At 72.7% G+C, this 19,553-nt stretch carries 14 protein-coding genes and 1 riboswitch; of the genes, 8 read left to right on the top strand and 6 right to left on the bottom strand.

Features of this window, described 5'->3' with window-relative positions; translation table 11 throughout:
- The first annotated feature begins 67 nt into the window (after nucleotides 1-67).
- A complete protein-coding gene (gene recQ, locus ACTWJ9_RS13535) occupies nucleotides 68-2,080 on the top strand; it encodes a DNA helicase RecQ (RefSeq protein WP_388704739.1) in 2,013 nt (670 codons plus the stop codon).
- Between the two features lie 58 nt (nucleotides 2,081-2,138).
- On the opposite strand, the gene ACTWJ9_RS13530 is transcribed toward recQ, so the two are convergent.
- Nucleotides 2,139-3,077 (bottom strand): M56 family metallopeptidase, encoded by a 939-nt coding sequence (locus tag ACTWJ9_RS13530; protein WP_388704736.1) that lies wholly within the window; start codon nucleotides 3,075-3,077, stop codon nucleotides 2,139-2,141.
- A 228-nt stretch (nucleotides 3,078-3,305) separates the two neighbouring features.
- Nucleotides 3,306-4,520, bottom strand: a complete 1,215-nt coding sequence (gene fahA, locus ACTWJ9_RS13525; RefSeq protein WP_443295754.1) for a fumarylacetoacetase — start codon at nucleotides 4,518-4,520, stop codon at nucleotides 3,306-3,308.
- A gap of 292 nt (nucleotides 4,521-4,812) precedes the next feature.
- Between fahA and ACTWJ9_RS13520 the strand changes: the two genes are divergently transcribed.
- The 5 genes from ACTWJ9_RS13520 (at nucleotide 4,813) to ACTWJ9_RS13500 (ending at nucleotide 12,460) form a co-directional block, all read left to right on the top strand.
- Nucleotides 4,813-6,159 (top strand): DegT/DnrJ/EryC1/StrS family aminotransferase, encoded by a 1,347-nt coding sequence (locus ACTWJ9_RS13520; protein ID WP_443295753.1) that lies wholly within the window; start codon nucleotides 4,813-4,815, stop codon nucleotides 6,157-6,159.
- Nucleotides 6,152-8,677, top strand: coding sequence for a lipopolysaccharide biosynthesis protein (locus ACTWJ9_RS13515; RefSeq protein ID WP_423836089.1), 2,526 nt, complete (start codon nucleotides 6,152-6,154; stop codon nucleotides 8,675-8,677). The genes ACTWJ9_RS13520 and ACTWJ9_RS13515 overlap by 8 nt, the downstream gene beginning before the upstream one ends.
- Before the next feature lie 260 nt (nucleotides 8,678-8,937).
- Nucleotides 8,938-10,848, top strand: a complete 1,911-nt coding sequence (locus ACTWJ9_RS13510; RefSeq protein WP_443295752.1) for a glycosyltransferase — start codon at nucleotides 8,938-8,940, stop codon at nucleotides 10,846-10,848.
- Entirely contained in the window at nucleotides 10,845-11,270 is a 426-nt protein-coding gene (locus ACTWJ9_RS13505) for a hypothetical protein (RefSeq protein ID WP_279334502.1), read from the top strand. Before ACTWJ9_RS13510 ends, ACTWJ9_RS13505 begins: the two co-directional genes overlap by 4 nt.
- Nucleotides 11,267-12,460 carry a glycosyl hydrolase gene (locus ACTWJ9_RS13500; protein WP_388704722.1) on the top strand — a complete coding sequence of 398 codons (1,194 nt, stop codon included), beginning with the start codon at nucleotides 11,267-11,269 and terminating at the stop codon, nucleotides 12,458-12,460. The genes ACTWJ9_RS13505 and ACTWJ9_RS13500 overlap by 4 nt, the downstream gene beginning before the upstream one ends.
- Before the next feature lie 142 nt (nucleotides 12,461-12,602).
- Here ACTWJ9_RS13500 and ACTWJ9_RS13495 read toward each other — a convergent pair whose 3' ends face one another.
- From ACTWJ9_RS13495 to ACTWJ9_RS13485, 3 genes are all read right to left on the bottom strand, one after another.
- A complete protein-coding gene (locus ACTWJ9_RS13495; RefSeq protein WP_443295751.1) occupies nucleotides 12,603-13,415 on the bottom strand; it encodes a polysaccharide deacetylase family protein in 813 nt (270 codons plus the stop codon).
- On the bottom strand, nucleotides 13,412-14,764 hold the full coding sequence (locus ACTWJ9_RS13490) for a glycosyltransferase (RefSeq protein ID WP_443295750.1): 1,353 nt from the start codon (nucleotides 14,762-14,764) through the stop codon (nucleotides 13,412-13,414). The genes ACTWJ9_RS13495 and ACTWJ9_RS13490 overlap by 4 nt, the downstream gene beginning before the upstream one ends.
- Before the next feature lie 81 nt (nucleotides 14,765-14,845).
- Nucleotides 14,846-15,919, bottom strand: coding sequence for a GNAT family N-acetyltransferase (locus tag ACTWJ9_RS13485; RefSeq protein ID WP_279334498.1), 1,074 nt, complete (start codon nucleotides 15,917-15,919; stop codon nucleotides 14,846-14,848).
- A 343-nt stretch (nucleotides 15,920-16,262) separates the two neighbouring features.
- Here ACTWJ9_RS13485 and ACTWJ9_RS13480 point away from each other — a divergent pair, with 343 nt between their 5' ends.
- Nucleotides 16,263-17,138, top strand: coding sequence for an HAD family hydrolase (locus ACTWJ9_RS13480; RefSeq protein ID WP_279334497.1), 876 nt, complete (start codon nucleotides 16,263-16,265; stop codon nucleotides 17,136-17,138).
- Nucleotides 17,139-17,176: 38 nt separating this feature from the next.
- On the opposite strand, the gene ACTWJ9_RS13475 is transcribed toward ACTWJ9_RS13480, so the two are convergent.
- Nucleotides 17,177-17,668: a transglycosylase SLT domain-containing protein gene (locus tag ACTWJ9_RS13475; protein WP_279337958.1), complete on the bottom strand. Its 492-nt coding sequence runs from the start codon at nucleotides 17,666-17,668 to the stop codon at nucleotides 17,177-17,179.
- 12 nt (nucleotides 17,669-17,680) lie between these two features.
- Nucleotides 17,681-17,844: riboswitch (cyclic di-AMP (ydaO/yuaA leader) on the bottom strand.
- 632 nt (nucleotides 17,845-18,476) lie between these two features.
- On the opposite strand from ACTWJ9_RS13475, the gene ACTWJ9_RS13470 reads away from it, so the two are divergent.
- A complete protein-coding gene (locus ACTWJ9_RS13470) occupies nucleotides 18,477-19,487 on the top strand; it encodes a polyprenyl synthetase family protein (RefSeq protein WP_279334496.1) in 1,011 nt (336 codons plus the stop codon).
- The last annotated feature ends 66 nt before the right edge of the window (nucleotides 19,488-19,553 follow it).

Here is a 19,553-nt window from a genome sequence, read left to right as displayed (position 1 = left end):
GACCGAGAGTGAACGAGCGCGGTGTACGGGGGGCGGGACGATGGGCGGAACGGGCGGTAGTGGCGGGATGGCAGTGATGGAGAGCGAGGCGCTGGCGGCGCTGCGGCGGGTGTTCGGGTTCGAGGCCTTCCGCGGTGAGCAGGAAGCGGTGATCGAGCATGTGATCGCGGGCGGGGACGCCGTGGTCCTCATGCCGACCGGTGGCGGCAAGTCCCTGTGCTACCAGATTCCGGCCCTGGTCAGACCGGGTACGGGAGTCGTCGTCTCCCCGCTGATCGCGTTGATGCAGGACCAGGTGGACGCGCTGCGGGCGCTCGGTGTGCGCGCCGGGTTCATGAACTCCACGCAGGACTTCGACGAGCGCCGGGTGGTGGAGGCCGAGTTCCTGGCGGGCGAGCTGGACCTGTTGTACCTCGCGCCGGAGCGGCTGCGGCTGGACAGTTCGCTGGAGCTGCTCTCGCGGGGGAAGATCTCCGTCTTCGCGATCGACGAGGCGCACTGCGTGTCCCAGTGGGGACACGACTTCCGGCCGGACTACCTCACGCTGTCCCTGCTCGGGGAGCGCTGGCCGGACGTGCCCCGGATCGCGCTCACCGCGACGGCCACGCACGCCACGCACCGGGAGATCACCGAGCGGCTGGCCATGCCGGACGCCCGGCACTTCGTGGCGAGCTTCGACCGGCCCAACATCCAGTACCGGATCGTTCCGAAGGCCGACCCCAAGAAGCAGCTGCTGGGCTTCCTGCGCGAGGAGCACGCCGGCGACGCGGGCATCGTCTACTGCCTCTCCCGCAACTCCGTCGAGAAGACAGCCGAGTTCCTCAGCCGCAACGGCATCGAGGCGGTGCCCTACCACGCGGGGCTGGACGCGGGGACGCGCGCCGCGCACCAGGCCCGTTTCCTCCGGGAGGACGGCCTGGTCGTGGTGGCGACCATCGCCTTCGGGATGGGCATCGACAAGCCGGACGTCCGGTTCGTCGCCCATCTCGACCTGCCCAAGTCCGTCGAGGGCTACTACCAGGAGACGGGCCGCGCCGGCCGTGACGGGCTGCCGTCCACGGCCTGGATGGCGTACGGACTGAACGACGTCGTGCAGCAGCGCAAGCTGATCCACTCCGGCGAGGGGGACGAGGCCTTCCGGCGGCGGGCCGCCCAGCACCTGGACGCGATGCTCGCCCTGTGCGAGACGGCCGGGTGCCGGCGTTCCCGGCTCCTGGCCTACTTCGGCCAGGACGACGACGCCCCGGCGGGCTGCGGCAACTGCGACACCTGCCTCACCCCGCCGGAGACCTGGGACGGCACCGTCGCGGCCCAGAAGGTGCTGTCGGCGGTGGTCCGGCTGAAGCGGGAGCGCGGGCAGAAGTTCGGCACGGTGCAGATCGTCGACATCCTGCTGGGGAAGCGCACCGCCAAGGTCATCCAGTTCGACCACGACCAGCTGTCCGTGTTCGGGATCGGCGAGGACCTCAGCGAGGGCGAGTGGCGGGGCGTGGTCCGGCAGTTGCTGGCCCAGGGGCTGCTGGCGGTCGAGGGCGACTACGGCACGCTGGTGCTGACCGAGGCCAGCGGGGCGGTGCTGCGCCGCGAGCGTGAGGTGCCGCTGCGCAAGGAGCCGAAGAAGCCGGTGACTTCCCGGTCGGGCTCCTCGGGGTCGTCGGGCTCCGGGCGGGGCAAGGCCAAGGCCGCTGCGGCCGAGCTGCCCGAGGAACTCGTGCCGGCCTTCGAGGCGCTGCGCGCCTGGCGTGCCGAGCAGGCCCGCGAGCAGGGTGTCCCCGCGTACGTCATCTTCCACGACGCCACGCTCCGGGAGATCGTCACGGTCCGGCCCGGTTCGGTGGCCGAGCTCGGCGGGATCAGCGGGGTGGGCGAGAAGAAGCTCGCGACGTACGGGGAGGGCGTACTGGCGGCGCTGGCGGAGCTGGACGGGCGGCAGGGGGCCGAGGTCCGGGCCGGGTCGCAGGGCGCGGCTGCGGACGACGGCGGTTCCGCGCCGGACGACTGGCCGGAGACGGACGCCGAACCGGAGCCGGACGACTGGCCGGAGATGGACGCCGAACCGGAGCCGGACGACTGGATGTAGTCCAGCGCAGGACAGGTCCTGGTCCCGGCCGCGTCCCCGGCCTTGCGGGCCGGTACGCCTAGGGCAGGGCGGTGAGGCCCGGGGCGAAGGTGATCAGCAGGGGGAGGAGCGGGACCAGGGCCGCCGCCGTCGTCGTCAGGGCGCGGTCACGGCGGCCGAGGCGGGGCGGGGGCTTCAGCAGGCGGTCGACACGCTCGCCGAGCAGGCGGTGGCTGGAGGCGCAGGACAGGACGCCACGGTGCTGGTTGAGCTCGATCAGCGCCAGTGCCGTGGTCAGGTGGCCGCAGCGGCGGGAGGCGGTGTCGTCGGCGGCCAGTTCGACCAGGCGGTGGGTCTGGTCGCAGAAGTGGGTGAACAGCGGGACGCGGGGGAAGCCGGTGGCCAGAGCGGTGGAGAGGTGCAGCAGCCAGTCGTGATGGGCGCGGGCGTGGCCGCGTTCGTGGGTGAGGACGGCGTCGATCTGGTGGTCGGTGAGGCGGCGCAGGGCACCGGTGGTGACGATCAGCTGGGGCGGGCTGCCCGGCATCCACCAGGCGTCGGGGTACTCGTCCTCCAGCACCAGCAGAGGGCCGCGGGCGGCGGGGAGACCGGCGGGCAGGTCGGGGGCGCGCTCCAGCAGGTGGGCGCGGGCCTGGGCGCGGCGACGGCGGGCGTCGACCAGCTCCCGTACGAGCATGGCCGTGGTCCAGGCGGCACCGCAGGCCAGCAGCAGGGTGAGGGCGGCCGTCCACGGCGGGGCGGCGGACAGGTCGTACGCCGCGGTCACCGCGGGCGGGGCCGGCGCGAAGAGCTGGGCGCGGACGGTGCCGAAGACGGCCGCGGCGCCCAGGGTGAGGGCGGTCACGCAGCACAGCAGGACCGTGGCGACGAGGCACTGCCAGACCCACAGGGCGACCACCGGTTCCCGCTCCGGCCAATCGGCCCGGGTCAGCGCGCGGGGGACGGGTCCGGCGGCCGTCACGGCGACAACGCTCAGCAGGAGCAGGCAGAAGGTCATGCCAAGGGTTCCGGATCCTGTCGGCGGAAGGGGACTTCGGATCGTGCGGGACGTGCGGGAGCCGCACACCGCCCGGCACCAAGTATGACGGCGAAGGACGGTGTGAGGCAGGGGGGCGACGAAGATCGGAGGGCGCGCGGAAGGACACCCTGCGGGAGGCACCCCCGAGATCACCGGGATCGACGGAATTAACGGAATTAACGGGATCGGCCCGGCCCGGTCGCCGGGTCAGCCCGCGGGCGTCACCCGCCCCGTGACCTCGCCGAGGCCGACCCGGACACCGTCCGGTCCCGGGGCCCAGGCCGACAGCGTCACCACGTCGCCGTCCTCCAGGAACGTCCGCTTGCCGTCGGGGAGTTCGAGGGCGTCCCGCCCGTTCCACGTCAGTTCCAGCAGGGACCCGCGCTCCCGCTCGGTGGGGCCGCTCACCGTGCCGGAGCCGTAGAGGTCGCCGGTGCGCAGGGAAGCGCCGTTCACGGTCATGTGGGCGAGCTGCTGGGCGGCCGTCCAGTACATGGTGGAGAAGGGGGGCTCGGAGACGACGTGGCCGTTGACGGCCACGGAGATCCGCAGGTCGTAACCGCCGGGTTCCTCGTCCGTGTCGTCCAGGTACGGCAGCAGCCCGTGCGTGCGCCGCGGTGGCGCCACCCGGGCCTCTTCCAGGGCGTCCAGGGGGGTGATCCAGGCCGACACCGAGGTGGCGAAGGACTTGCCGAGGAACGGGCCGAGGGGGACGTACTCCCAGGCCTGGACGTCGCGTGCGGACCAGTCGTTGAGGAGGCAGAGGCCGAAGACGTGGTCACGGAAGTCGCCGAGCGGTACCGGCCGGCCCTGCTCGGACGGCGCCCCGACCACGAAGCCGACCTCGGCCTCGATGTCCAGCCGGACCGACGGACCGAAGACCGGGGCCGGGTCGGCCGGCGCCTTGCGCTGCCCCGAGGGCCGTACGACCTCCGTGCCGGACACCACCACCGTGCCGGAACGGCCGTGGTAACCGATCGGCAGGTGCTTCCAGTTCGGGGTGAGGGAGTCGGCCGCGTCGGGGCGGAAGATCCGGCCGACGTTCCGTGCGTGGTTCTCGGAGGCGTAGAAGTCGACGTAGTCCGCGACGTCGAAGGGGAGGTGCAGGGTCACCGAGGACAGCGGGTGGAACAGCGGCCCGACGGTCTCCCGGTGCGCCGGGACGGTCACCCAGGCGGTGAGCGCCCGCCGCACGTCGGACCAGGCCGTCCGGCCCGCCGCCAGCAGCGGGTTGAGGGTCGGGCGGGCGAGCAGGGAGGCGTACGGGGAGCCCAGGGCGTGTGCTGCCGCTCCGGCGTCGAGAACGTGATCGCCGAGCCGGACGCCCACCCTCTGCTCGGTCGAGCCGGGGGGAGAGAACACGCCGTACGGCAGATTGTGCGGGCCGAAGGGATCGCCCTCGGGGACATCGAAGGGGGGCATCGGGTGCTGCCTCGCTTTCGTGTGCGCAGGTGCTCTGGTGCTCTGGTGCTTCACGTGTTCGTGGTCGTGCCACACGTTACGGGTGCCGCGGTGCTCTTGGGCAGAGGTGGAAGGACGGGCCCGGGGCGACGGGCGGCGGAGAGGAGGGGGCATGTGCCGCTTCCTCCTGCGTACCGGAAGTTATCCACAGGACGCGACGCAATCTTGACGGAGCGGTGCGAACAGGGCGACTCTGGGCGGGTGCCGGAAGGCCTCGGGGAGGGGGCGTTCCGATGGCACATCAGGGGGACGGATGGCCATAGGGGAGGCCGGTCCGGGCTCGGCGCGCTCTGGCTCGCAGCCGAAGAGGCTGGAAGAGGTCATGCGCGGCCGGCTCGGCCGGGAATGCGTGTACGTGCCGTCATGCAGGTTCGGGCTGTTCGTGGCGTTGCGCCACTGGTGCCCGCCCGGCGGCAGGGTGTTGATGTCGCCGGTCAACGACGACGTCATCTTCTTCGTGGTGCTCGCGGCGGGGCTGCGCCCGGTGCAGGCGCCGCTGAACCCGCTCGACGCGTCCATCGACACCGATGCCGTGCCCGAGGAGGTGTGGGGCTCGCTGTCCGCCGTACTGACCACGAACCTGTACGGCAACCCGGATCCGGCACCGGAACTGCGGTCCCGTTGCGATGCGTTGGGCATCCCGCTGTTTGAGGACGGGGCGCACGCGATCGGCAGCGAGGTCGGCGGGCGGCCGGTCGGCGCCTGGGGCGATGCGTCTGTTTTCAGCCTTTCCAAGCACGTCGGCGCCCAGACGGGGGGCATTCTCGCGCTGGCCGACCCGGGCCGGAGCGCAGCGGTGCGGGAGACCTGCGCCGAACTGCTCGCCCCGCGCCGGATGGCGTCCGAACTCACCTACGCGGTACGGCCGTACGCCGAGGCCGCGGTGCGGGGGCTCGGGCTGCGCCGGGCGGCCTGGGCCGCGATGGGGCGGCTGGGGCTGACGGAGCGTGAGGGGATCCGCATGCCGCTGCGTCCGGACGCGCTGGCCGACGCGGTGCGCTCCGCACCGGATCTGGCCGCGCACGATCCCTGGGTCAGGGTCGACATGCACGACTACCGGCTGACGCCCGGCCCCGTGCGCCTGCGCCGGGTCCGGCGCGGGCTCGGGCGGCTGGACGACGTCCTGGCGGCCTCCCGCGCGGGTACGGAACTGCTGCTGTCGACGCGGTGGGCCCGGCCGCGTCCGGGCGGTGCGGCGCAGCCGCTGTTCCGGGTGCCGCTGCTCGTGGCGGACCGGGACGCCGCGATCGAGGCGCTGGCGCGGCGCGGCATCGTCGTCGGCTACCTCTACGATCCGCCCCTGGACGACTACGCGGGAGCGGAGTTCACGGACCCGTCGCCCGCGCCCGAGGGCGCTCGCTGGTTCGCGCGGCACGCGCTGCCGGTGGATCCGCTGCGGGCACGGGAGGCCGTCGAGGTGCTGGAACAGTCCGGGGCACGGCCGGCCGAGCCGCCCGGGGCACGGGCCGAACCGGAGACGGCGGAGGAACCGGAGACGGCGGAGGGACCGGAAGGGTCAGCGGCACCGGAGGGGCCGGCGCGGCGCGGGGCGGTACGGCCGGGGGACACGGTGAGAGGGCTGGGGCCGCCCCGTGACTGAGATCCAGGTGCACGAGCCCGCCGTGGTACGCGGCGGCGGCGCCCCCGAACCCGCCGACCGCAGACCCGGCTCCGACTCGCTGTTCAAGAACGCCTACTTCCTGATGCTCAGCACCGGCGTCTCCGCGGTCCTAGGGCTGGGCTTCTGGCTCGTGGCCGCGCGCTACTACTCCGAGGAGGCGGTCGGCCAGGGCTCCGCCGCCATCGCCGCGATGCGGCTGCTCGCCAGCATCACCGCGACCACGATGATCGGTGCCGTGGTCCGCTTCGTGCCGCGTGCCGGCCGCGAGACCGGGCGTCTGGTGTGGAGCGTGTACGGGGCGAGTTCGCTGGTCGTCGCCCTGGCCGCGGGCGTCTTCCTGCTCACGCTGGATCTGTGGGGCGCGTCGTACGAACCCCTCGGCACACCGCTGGCGGGCGCGCTGTTCGTCGCGGCGTGCGTGGCGTGGGCGCTGCTCACCCTGCAGGACGGGGTGCTCACGGGCCTGCGGAAGACGGAGTGGGTGCCCGTCGGGAACGCCGTCTTCTCCACCGGGAAGCTGGTCCTGCTGGCCGTCTTCGCGAGCGCGCTGCCGGTACTGGGCATCTTCGTGTCCTGGGCCGTGGCGATCGCGTTCTCCACGCTGCCGCTCGGCTGGCTGATCTTCCGCCGGCTCGTTCCGCGTCAGGCCGCCGCCGACCGTGACCGGGAACCGCCCAAGGTCCGGGACATGGGCCGTTTCCTGGCCGGAGACTCGCTCGGCGCCCTGTTCAGCCTGGCGATGATCAACCTGCTGCCGGTGATGGTCGCGGTGCGCTTCAGCGCCGCCGACAACGGCTACTTCTACGTGGCGTACACCGTCGGCGGCACCATGGAGTTCATGGCCATCAACATGGCCTCGTCACTCACCGCCCACGCCTCGCACGACCCACGGCAACTCGCGGAGGGGGTCCGGGGGGCACTGCGCCGGATGACGTTGCTGCTGGTGCCGGTGGTGCTGGTGCTCGTGGTCTTCGCACCGCAGATCCTCACCCCGTTCAGCGCGGACTACGCCGAGCACGGCTCGGCCGTACTGCGGCTGCTCGCGCTCGGTGCGCTGCCCCGGGTGGTCGTGGAGCTGTACATCGGGGTGCTGCGGGTGCAGGGGCGTACCGGTGTGCTCGCCGCCCTCCAGGGGGCCATGTGCGTGCTGGTACTGGGCAGCGCGGCCGTGCTGTTCAGCTCCGCGGGGATCGCGGGGGCCGGGTGGGCGGTGCTGATCAGCATGATGTTGATCGCCGTCGTCTCGGTGTTCGGACTGCGGTCGGCGCTGCGCGGCACGCACGGCGGGCCCCTGGAGCAGGACGGGCCGGACCGGGCCGCCCCGGCTCCTGCCGGGTCCGCCTACGGCACCCGCTGGGCGAAGCTGAACGCCACCGCCGGGTACGGCACGGGCTGGGCCCGCCGGGCCGCCCACGAGGGCAGGGCGGGCCCCGGGCAGGGCGGCGACGACACCGTCACGTTGTTCATCGGCCGCCCCGGTTACGAACGGGAGGCGCTCCAGGCGGACACGCTGGCGTTCATCGTGCGGCCCCGCCCCGTCGACGCGGACGGGCGGGGGGACGCGGAGGAGGCCACCGGCCCCGGGGCGGGGGCGGGAGCCGGGGAGACGCCCGCTCCACGGGACGCACCGGGCCGGGACGACGCACCGCATGAGCGGCACGGGCCGCACGGGCCGCACGAGACGGAGAAACACGAGGAGCGGAAGAAGTACGAGGAGTCCGCGGAGCGGAGGGAGCGGCGGTCCGCGGGAGACGCGCCGCGGGACGGTGTGGAGGACGTTCGCCCCGCCTGGGCCGGTGCACGCCGTGTGCTCCCGTCGTCGTCGGCCGGTGACGAGACCGAGCGGCGCCTGCGTGACGTCCTCTGGGTGCTGCTCGGACTCGCCACCGTCGTCTTCTGGGTGTCGGTGCGCTCGCTGCCCCGGTTCGACGGATCCGAGCGGGAGGAACCGGGAGAACTGACGGGACGCCTGTTACTGGAAGGGCTGCCGCTCTCGGCGCTCGCCGCCGGGGGAGTGCTGCTCCTGGTCTTCGTCGCCTCGGTGACGCTGTGCACGCGGCCCGACCCCTGGCTCCCCGGCACCGCGCTGGGCTCCGCCCTGTCCGCCCTGTACGCCGCACCTGTCGTCCTCGGCCGGGAACCGAGACCGGTGGGCGGGGCGTTGTACTCGCAGCCGGCCGTGTTCCTCGCGGACGCGATGGGACTCGCCGGCCCCGAGCCCCTGCTGCGCTGGACACCGCCGGTCTGCCAGCTGCTGTGTCTCGTCCCGCTGTGGCTGCTGTCGGCGCGCGCGGGCGGCAGGCTGTCCTGGCCGGGGCGCTGGGGGGCGCTGTATCTCGTCGCCGTGGCCGGCTGGGTGTGGCGGGACGCGCTCGCACCGGTGGCCCCGCCCCTGCTCGGCGCGCTGCTTCTCCTGCTGCCTCTCCTCCACCTCCCGCCGCTGCGCCGTGCCGTGTCGGCGGCACGGCCGCCCGGCCGCGGAGAACCGAACGGCTGAACCAACGACCGACCGAAACGACCGATCACGTTCCGGAGCCGAACCGTCAGGGGGGAACCACCGTGCGTCCGCCAGCCACTCCACGCGAGAGACCCGCGTCCGAGCCCGTACCCGGGAGCACATCGGCGTCGGCCACCCCTGCCGGACCGCCTGCGCGGACCGGGTCGCACAGCCAGTCACCCACCGAGTCGCACAGCGAGTCGCGGACCGATGCGCGGACCGATCCCTCCTCGGAGTCGTCGACCCCCGCCCATGAGCCCGTGACGGATCTTTCCGACCTGCCGCCCTTCTGGTCCGTGCCCCGTGCCCTCGCGCTCCGGCCCGCGCTACCGCTGGTGACGGCGCTGGCGCTGTGGCTGTACGCGGTCCGGCACACCGATGTGTCGCACCTCGACGACTACGGCCTGGTCACCGCGCTCCACCCGGGCTTCTGGGCCGGCCTCGCCGTGCTCACCGCCGGTTTCTGGTTCACGGTCCGCGACCCGCGGCGACCCGGCGGCTGGTCCGCCGCGTACGTGCTCGGCCTGCTGGTGATGGAGCGGGCCACCCAGGCCGTGCTCTACCCGACCCCGCTGTACGCCTGGGCGTGGAAGCACGACGGCGTCGTCGACCACCTGCTGACGGCCGGCGGGCTCCAGAACGCCGACCAGATCGGCGACATGGCGGTCTACGACCAGTGGCCGGGCTTCTTCGCCGCGCAGGCGGCGCTGGTGCGGCTGCTGGGCGTGGACTCGGCGGCGATGTACATGGCGTGGTGGCCGCTGGCGTCCAGTCTGACGCTGCTGCTCCCGCTGCTGCTGATCTACCGCACCTTCACCGAGGACCGGCGACTGATCTGGACCGCGGTCTGGCTCTTCCACGTCGCCAACTGGGTGGGCCAGGACTACTTCTCCCCCCAGTCCGTCGCCTTCGCGCTGCATCTCGGTGTGCTGGCCGTGGTGCTGCGCAGATACGGCCGTTCCGGTGAGGGCGGCGGGCGGCGCGGGCAGGCCGTCTGGACCGCCCTGGTCACCCTGCTGGTGACGGCGATCGTCATCTCGCACCAGCTCACCCCCGGCATGCTGATCGTGTCACTGCTCGCGTTGTGGCTGCTGCGCCGCCACCGGGACTGGGTGCCGGTGGCCACCACGGTCGTCATCTTCCTGGCCTGGTGTCTGACGGCCGCGCTGCCCTTCCTGTCCGCCGCGCTGCCGGACATGGTCCGCGCGGTGGGCGACGTCGGCGGCAACGTCGAGACGGGGTACGGCGCCACCCCGACCGGCACCGGGGCGGTGGTGACCTCGTGGGCGGCCCGGCTGCTGTCGGGTGCCGTCCTGCTGCTGGCGGTGGCCGGAGTGTGGCGGCAGCCCGTGCTGCGGTACCGCGCGATGCCGCTGCTGGTGATCACGGCGGCACCGCTGCCGATGTTCGTGGCGAGCAGCTACGGCAGCGAGATGGTCTTCCGGGTGCTGATGTTCATGCTGCCCGGCGTCGCCTTCTTCGGCGCCGCCGCCCTGCTGCCCAAGGTGCGTACCCTCGCCGCCACCGAGGCGGCGGCGGAGGCGGCGGCCGAGGCCCGCCGGAAGGGCGAAGCCCGTACGCGCCGCGGCTTCGGCCTCCGCAGCGGCTTCGGCGTCCGGGTCTGGGGCCCGCTGCCGGTGCTGCTCGCCGGAACCCTGGCGTTCGTCCCGAGCTACTCGGGCAAGGACAGGATCAGCTACTTCCCGCCGCAGGAGGTGGCCCTGGTGCAGCGGCTCTTCGACGAGGCGCCCGAGGGCTCGCTGGTCGTCGCCGCCAACCGCAACTACCCGCTCGCCCACGCCTCGTACGGGAGCGTCGACCACTACTGGTTCCTCGAGGACGACCGGAGGCACGTCGACGAGATCGTGCGGGACCCGGCCCGCACCCTCGCCACCGACATGGCCGGGGTGGAGCCTCCCGCTCGGGCCTACTTCCTGTTCACCCAGGGCCAGTCGGCCAACTCCGAGATGAACGGGCAGCTCACCGGGGCCCAGCTGGACCGTATCCGGGAGGCCGTCGCCGCGTCGCCGCGGTTCCGGCTGGTGGCGGAGACCGGCGCGGGAGTGGTCTACGAGCTGAGACAGACAGAGGACGACGGAGCAGGGGACGGCGGAGCAGGGGACGACAGAGCGAGCGCAGGGGACGGCGGAGCAGAGGGGGCGGGGCGATGACACCGCAGGACTTCGTGATCAGGATGCTCCCGCCGTTCGGCGGCTGGCTGGCGCTGGCCGCGCTCGCCCTCCCCGGCGGATCGCCGCTGCGGGGTGCGGCCGTCGTCGTCTTCCTGGCGGCGGGGCCCGGTGCCGCCCTGGTCGGCCTCTGCGGCCCCGCCCTGCGCATACGCACGGCGCGGGGGCCCGTCGAGCAGCGCGCCCCCGACTTCGCCCGCCACTCCGACCTGCTGGAACGACTGATGCTGGTCGTGTTCGTCAGCATCGGCGCGGTGATGATCGTCGCGACGGTGCTGATCGCGACCCATGCCTTCAGCGCGCAGCGCGTGCTGCTGGCCCTGACGCTGCTCACCACGCTCGCCGCCTTCTTCCCTCGGCTGCGTGCCTCCCCGCCGAGGACACGGAAGGGTTCCGCCCTGTGAGGTTCGCCCGTCCCTTTCACCGTATCGCCGCCGCCCTGCGCCGCGCCCGGCGTTCCACCGGTACGAACACCACCGCGCACCCGGGGCCCGGCACCGGCACCGGTCGGCACCGCATCCCCGGAGCCAGGTCGGCCGCGAGCCGCCGGCGGCCGTTGATCACCTCCGTCGCGGTCGTCTGCGCGGTGCTGGTCGCCGTACTCGCGCTGCGCGACGCCTCCGGGCCGTCCGGTTCGGAGCCCTCCGGGATGGGCGAGGAGTGCCGGCCCACGGAACTGCTCGAACCGCCGTGCGGCGCCTGGTTCGGGGCGTTCGTGCCGCACGAACGGGCCGACCTGGAGGAGAGGGTGAGGGCCTACGAGCGGAAAGTGGGCCGCAAGCTCGACATCGTGTACACGTACCACGACATGTCCCTGCCCGAAGGCGCCCGCAGGGAGGGGCAGTTGCTGAGCCCGGAGGAACAACGGGTCGGCGAGGACCGCATGCTGCTGCTGTCCTGGGAGAGCAAGTGGTGGGGCGGCACGAAGGGACAGCAGCCGACGTGGAAGGAGATCGCCGACGGCGGCCTGGACGCGACCGTGATCGACGTCCAGGCCCGGCGCGTCAAGGACTACGGGCAGCGCACCGGGAAGAAGGTCTTCCTCTCCTTCGACCTGGAGATGGACACGCGCACCCCGGACAACGGCACACCGGCCCAGTACGTGAAGGCGTACCGGCACATCCACGACCGGTTCCGGGAGCTGGGCGTGGACAACGTGGTGTGGACCTGGATCGTCACCGGGTACCTGAACCACGGTGACCTGTTCAAGGGGATGTACCCGGGGGACGAGTACGTCGACTGGATCGGCTACAACCAGTACAACTACTACCGCTGCCACAAGACGAAGTGGCTGACCTTCGAACAGACCCAGACGGCCACGCACGACTGGATACGCGAGAACATCTCCGCCGACAAGCCGTTGATGCTCTCCGAGTTCGGCTCGGCGGCCGACGACTCGCGACCGGAGCGGCAGGCCGAGTGGTACGCGCGGGTGCCGCCCGTCCTGAAGGGGCTGGACGGGGTCAAGGCCGCGCTCCAGTGGAACTACCGCGATCCCGGACCGCACTGCGATCTGGCCGTGGCCAACGAGGCGGCGTGGGAAAGCCTGCGCGAGGTGGTGTCCGACCCGTACCTGAACCAGCCGACGAAGTGACCTGACCGGGCGGCCGCCCCGGCACGGCCGCGGCGGCCCGCCGGAGCGGCCCGCCGCGGTGACCGCCGGAGCGATGCTCCGAAGACGACCGCCGGAGCGACGGTCCGAAGACGACGGCCCGAAGACGACCGCCCGGGTCCGTTCAGCCCGCGAACTCCGCTCCGCGCAGGGTCGCTCGGGCGTGCCGGTACCAGCGCCAGCCGATCGTCTTCGGGCCGTCGCGGTAGGGGGCGACCCGGGCGCCGCCGCCCGCCAGCCAGGTGGTGACGTCGGCGAGGGTGTGGCCGCGGCGGACGATGAGACGGGCGATGCGGTAGCGCTCGTCGCGGTCCGAACTGAGCGCGTGCCGTACCGCGGTCGCCGTCTCGTAGCCGGCGCGGGACGCCATGGCCCGCACCCGGGGGCTGTTGTAGCCGTGCGGGTAGGCGAGGTGGGGGACGGGATGGCCGAGGGCGTCCTCCAGCACAGCCTTGGAGTCGGCCAGTTCGGCACGCAGCCGCCCGGCGGTCAGGGTGTCCAGCTGGGCGTGGCTGACCGTATGGCTGCCGATCTCCATGCCGGAACGTTCCAGCTCCGCCACCCGGTCCAGGGTCATCATCGGCGCCGGCGGGAGCAGGCTGCGGCCGCCCGGGGTGATGGCGCCGGTGGTGAGGTACGCGGTGGAGGGCAGGGCGCGTTCGGCCAGTGCCTCCGCGGTGGGGCCGGGCAGATCCGCGAAACCGTCGTCGAAGGTGAGGAGCACCGGACGGGGCGGCAGCGGCGCGCGCCCGGCCAGATGGTCGGCGAGCGCGCTGATGGTGACGGGCGTGCGGCCGCTGTCCACGACGGCGTCCAGATGGGCCGCGAACTCCCGGGGCGTGACGGTGAACTCGGCGATCCAGTCGGGCGGATCGTCCGTCACGGCGTGGTAGAGGAAGACGGGGACGGCCGCCGGGCCCTGCGAGGACGCCGTCATCTCGTCCCCCTCCCCGTCGTCCGGCTCCCTGCCGTCCGCCGGGCCCGCAGATAGCCGACCGGGCCGTACAGCATCCCCTTGCGCTGCAGACGCGAGAGGCGGCGCGGCCAGGGATGCGTGCGGGTGTCGTGGTCGCCCGGTGCGGCCCCCCGGTCACCGGGGGCATCCCCGCCGGTGTTCCGTACGGCGGTCAGCCCGCGGGCGTGGGACAGGCCGCGGGGCACCCGGGCGAGGAACGCCGGCAGCAGGGCGGGCCGGTTGACCAGGATCGCGGTGAGGTAGGCGGTGAGTCCGGCGCCGTAGCCGAACGCCTGGGTCTCCAGGTCGGCCCAGCTCTCCCGGTGGTGGTGCCACACCAGCGCGCCGGGCGTGTAGTGAAGCCTGTGCCCCTGGGTGAGGACCCGGACGAACCCGTAGAGGTCGTCGCCGCCCCGGGCGGGCGTCCCGGCGCCGGTGGCCGGGTCGAAGCCGCCGACCCCGCGCAGCACCTCCGCACGGAACGCCATGTTCGCACCGGAGCCGAACCGGCCCGCGGTGAAGGGGAACAGAGGCTCGTCCCGGGGCGGGTCCTTCGGGTCGTACGTCGTCGGGGTGAACCCCTTCGCGAAACCGCCGTGGCTCTCCAGCAGGACCTGGGCCGGGGTGCGGAGCCGGGCGGGCAGGATCAGGCCGGTGGCGCAGCCGAGTCCGGGATCGACGGCGAAGGGCGTGGTCAGCTCGGTGAGCCAGCGGGGGTCGGCGACGACGTCGTCGTCGGTGAACGCGACCACCGTGCCGAGGGCGGCGGCGAGCCCGGTGTTGTGCGCGGTCGCGAGTCCGGCGACCGGTTCGCAGACGTACCGCACGCGCTCCCCGTACTTCCGCTCCACCAGGTCACGCGTCTCGTCCGTCACGGGTGCGTTGTCGACGACGACGATCTCGAAGTCCGGATGGTCCTGTGCGAGGAGCGAGTCGAGCGCGCGGGCGAGCTGTCCGGCCCGCTCCCGGGTGGCCACGACGACCGAGGTGTGGGGCGGCGGCGGTCCGGTGGCCCCGGACCTCTCCGCGACCCGCCCCTGCCCGCGCTCCTCGGCCGGCTCCTGCCCGTGTTCTTGCCCGTGCTCCTGCCGTGCGAGTGCCGTCAGGACCGTTGCCGGATCGGCCCCCTCCGGCACCCGCCCCAACAGCGTGCCCACCGGCCGTCCGGCCCGCCTGACCAGGACGAACACCTCTCCGTGCGTCACCGGTGGGCTGCCCGGGCCGGGTCTGAGGGCGGCCTCCTCACCGTTCAGGTCCAGTTCGGCGACCTGAACCGCTCCGATGCCCAGGAACCGTTGTATCTCCTCCTGCGTACGTGCCGTACGGGCCATGAGCCCTTCCCCTCCTCATGAACGCTCCTCATGAACGGTCCTCGCGAACTGCCCTTACGAACTGTCCCCACGAGCGGCCCCTCATGACCGGCGCAACCGTCCCGCCCCCTTCAACGCCCTCGACGCCAGCGACGCGAGACGCGGGTGGGCGCGGACGAAGCCGTGCGCACGGCGTACGGGCTCGCGGCGCAGCAGGTGCAGCGCGGCGCCCAGGCCCGGACGCATCGCCTCCCCCTCGTAGACGGCGAGTTCGCCCGTCTTCAGCGAGTCCTTGTACTCGGCCGGGCCACGCCCCATGTCGAGCAGGCCGATGCCCTGGCCGGCCGCCGCCTCCGCCATGCGCAGATGCAGCACGAGCCCCGGCGAGTACTTCGCGAACTCCACGTCGTACGCCGGGAACCAGCAGGCCAGGACCGAGGCCGAGCGCAGGCCGAAGTGCGCGGCGACGGGGCGGTCCCCGGCGTACAGGACGGACAGCGTGCCCGTGCACTCCGGTGCCCGGGTCTCGGCCAGGCGGCCCACGAGCCGCGTGATCCACTCCTGCGCGAACCGGTCGCGCCGCCCGGTCCTGCGGTACTGGGCCGATTTCCACTCGATGAGAGCGCGCAGCGCGGCGGGCTCGCGTTCGTCGAAGACGAACCGCACCGGTCCGTCCGCCTGACGGCCGAGCCTGCGCTCCTTGGCCAGTGTGGTCTTCAGGAACTTGGGCGACTGGGTGCGCAGGACGGACTCGTAGGTCTCGTAGCCCTTCTCCACGTCGATGACGTAGGTGGTGTGTTCCTCGGCCGCGTGCGGGACGAACAGGGCCTGGTCCGCCTCCAGGTTGTCGAAGGCGAAGCTCGACACCGAGCAGGCGCGCAGCAGTTCACCGGTCTCCGGGACGAGGCCCGGACGCAGGACGGCGCCCTGGCAGTCCGACACCCCGAGTCCGATCGCCCGGCCCTGCCCCCACGCGCCCCGCTCGTACGGCAGGAAGCCGGCGGGTTCGGCGGACGTCCCCTCGTACAGGACCGCCACCCGGGCCTGCGGCCGCACCCGGGACACGGCGGTGGCGAACTCCGGTTCCATGAAAGGGCTGCGGGGCGCGTCCGTCGCGGCGCGCAGCTCACGCCAGCGTTCCCGCTCCCCCTCGCCGAGCTCCTCGAGCCTCAGCACACGTGTGCGTCCACTGCTCACCTGACCCCCCGATCAAGTCCCCCCTGGACCCTTGGAAGGTACCGCCCGGGACCCCCAGGACGGTAGGTAGCAGACCATGTTGTTGCCAAGTGGTGCAGAGGCCTTTAACAGGTCCGTACCCGCTGATGACGGTAACGGCCGGGCACGCGGCTGTGGTGAGACGGACGCGTGCTGTGGCGAGACGGACGCGCGGCGACGGCCCGGTGGTGGCGCGGCGCCGGCCCGGCGGTGGGGGTGCGCAGGATAAGGGGTGCGGGTGTGCGGACGGAGGCGTTCCGGTCGAGGGTGAGTCGGGTGGGCGCGGTGTCCGTATTCTCTGATCATGGCCGCACCCACCGATTGTTCACTCATCGCCACCGACCTGGACGGGACGCTGCTGCGCGGCGACGACTCTCTCTCCGACCGGTCTCTCGCCGCACTGGCGCTGGCGACGCGGGCCGGTGCCCGGCATCTCGTGGTGACGGGCCGCCCGGCGCCCGGAGTGCGGCCGCTCCTGGACAGACTGGGGAGCACGGGGCTCGCGGTGTGCGGACAGGGCGCGCAGGTGTACGACGCCGGCGCGAACCGGCTGCTCCACTCCGTCACGCTGGACCGGGAACTGGCGGAGACCGCGCTCGGCAAGATCGAGGCCGAGGTGGGGGAGGTGTACGCCGCGGTCGACCAGGACGGGGTCGACGGACTCACCCTGATCGAGCCGGGCTACCGGATGCCGCACCCGACGCTGCCCGCCGTCCGGATCGGACGACGGGACGATCTGTGGGTGCTGCCGATCACCAAGGTGCTGTTGCGCCACCCCTTCCTGAGTGACGACGAGTTGGCGGCGACGGCGCGTTCGGTGGTCGGTTCGCTGGCCACGGTCACCATGTCGGGACCGGGCACCGTGGAGCTCCAGCCGTGCGGTGTCACCAAGGCGACGGGACTGGCGCTGGCCGCCGAGCACCTGGGACTGAGCCGGGAACGGACCGTCGCCTTCGGCGACATGCCCAACGACGTCCCGATGTTCCACTGGGCGGCCCACGGTGTCGCCATGGCCAACGCGCACCCCGAGCTGAAGGCGGTGGCCGACGAGATCACCACGACGAACGAGGACGACGGCGTGGCCGTCGTCCTCGAGCGGTTGTTCGGCGGGACGGGCGGGGCGGGGCGGGGCGGCACGCGCCCCCACGCGTGCCGTTCCGGTCTCCACCCCCACGGGTGACCCCGTGGGCCGGGCGTGTCCCGGTGCGCCCGGACGTCTCAGTAGGCGCCGAAGACGTTGTCGATCGAGCCGTAGCGGTCCGCCGCGTAGTTGCAGGCGGCCGTGATGTTCGCGACCGGGTCGAACGGGTCGAGGGCCGTGCCGGGCACGTGGTACGCCCGGAAGGTCGGGTCGATGACCTGCAGCAGGCCCTTCGACGGGGTGCCGGCGACGGCGTTGGAGTCCCACAGGTTGATGGCCTGCGGGTTGCCGGAGGACTCGCGCATGATGTTGCGGTGGATGGAGTCGTAGCTGCCGGGGATGCCGTGCTGCGCCATGATCGACAGCGACTCGCGGATCCAGCCGTCGAGGGTGTCGGGGTACGCCGTCGCGGTGCCGACGGCGGCCGGGGCGGACGACACGGGGGCGGCGGGAGCGGCGGAGGCGCTGGTGGCGCCGAACACCGGAAGGGCGATCGCTGCGACGGCGGCGACGGCGAGGGAGCGGACGAGGCGGGTGCGGCCGAAGCGGCGCCGACCGGATGCGGGCATGGCGGACATGGGTGCGTTCCTCTCCTACGCCTGCGAGGTGAGCTGTCGGGTTCGGGCGGGAGAGTGCCCGGCCGCGCCCCTGCGGGCGTGGCTTCACCCCGAGCCGTCCCGGTGCGGACCGGTCCGGCGACTTACCTGGGTCCCCCGCTCCTGCCGTGCGTGAGTGAGTTGATCGACGGGTGGTGCGGGCGGTGGCAGGATTCGGCGTCCGCCCGACAGGCCGGGAACGTATGCGAGAGCGCATGTCGGGAACAAGTGCGAGCGTCACGTATGACGCCGTTTGATCTTGTCTTGGGCTATTTGGGGGACTTGATCCTTTGTGGGTGCCGACGGCCAACTCACGTTCGGGGCAAGGGGAAGCGTCTCCTCGGGGGAGTCGTGGGCGGGTCGGGGCGCGCGTGACCGACCTCACTGGCCGCACCGCGTGGGCGCATTTGCCGCCAACGGGAACCTGTTTGGCAATTGCGGCAAATCGGTCAACGGGGCGGGCAGGATGGGCCGTGTGTCGAGATGCGGTCCGGGGTGTGCCCGGAGGATGGGTGAGGTGTGCCCGGAAAGCCGCCTGATGTCCTTTGCCGTCGACTGGTCGAAAACGATCTGATGGTGATCCGATATCGGAGGGTGCCGTGACGTGCCGTCCGTGCGTGCTGTGGGTGAGTTCGGGGAATGTGGGTGCTGGCGGTGATCGAAACATGACCGGATACGCTGACTCGAGTGATGTCAGCGACCTATCGACAACCAGCGACCCAGTGGTGAACGGTGCAAGACGTCTGAGCGTCAGTGGACACCAGCAGACAGGAGACCCCTCGTGACCGTCGTCGGGCCATTCGGGCTGAGCGTGCGGGACCAGGCTCTGGAAGCCGATGTCCGGGCCGGGATGACGGCTGTCGAGGAAGGGTTGCTCGAGGCCACCAAGAGTGAGGTCCCCTTCATCACGGGCGCCGCCCAGCACCTGGTGCGGGCCGGCGGCAAGCGGTTCCGGCCGCTGCTCGTGATGCTCGCCGCCCAGTTCGGGGACCCCCACGCGCCCGGCGTCGTACCGTCCGCCGTGGTCGTGGAGCTGACCCACCTGGCCACGCTGTACCACGACGACGTGATGGACGACGCGGGTGTGCGGCGCGGGGTGCCCAGCGCGAACACCCGCTGGGGCAACTCCGTCGCGGTCCTCACCGGCGACTTCCTCTTCGCGCGCGCCTCGCACATCCTGGCCGACCTCGGGCCGGAGGCCGTACGGGTGCAGGCGGAGGCGTTCGAGCGGCTGGTCTCCGGTCAGATCCTGGAGACCGCGGGGCCGCAGGACGGACGCGATCCGGTCGACCACTACCTGGACGTCCTCGGTGGCAAGACCGGCTCACTGGTCGCCGTCTCGTGCCGGTTCGGCGCCATGATGTCCGGGGCGGACGACGCGGTCGTGGACGTGCTGACCCAGTACGGCGAGCGGCTCGGGATCGCCTTCCAGCTCGCCGACGACGTGCTGGACATCGCCTCCGACTCCCACGAGTCCGGCAAGACCCCGGGCACCGACCTGCGCGAGGGCATTCCGACCCTGCCCGTGCTGCGGCTGCGCGAGCGGGCGGCCCGGCAGGGTCTGCCCGAGGACATCGCGCTGTGCGAGCTGCTGGACTCCGACCTCAGTGACGACGACCGGCACGCCGAGGCACTGCGACTGCTGCGCGCGCACCCCGCGTTGGAGCAGGCCCGCCGGGACACCGTGCGCTATGCGCAGGAGGCGCGCGCGGTGCTGGCACCGCTGCCGGAGTGCGAATCGAAGACGGCCCTGGTCGACCTGTGCGACGCGGTGGTGCACCGGGCCGGCTGACCCGCCCGCCGTCCCCGTCCCCGACTCCGACCCCTACTGGTCGGGGGAGGGAACACCTCCTCGTGT

This window comes from Streptomyces sp. GDS52, assembly GCF_052246875.1.
Lineage (GTDB): Bacteria > Actinomycetota > Actinomycetes > Streptomycetales > Streptomycetaceae > Streptomyces > Streptomyces cathayae.
Note: the sequence above shows the minus strand (reverse complement) of the source record. Positions and strands in the feature narration are given on the sequence as shown.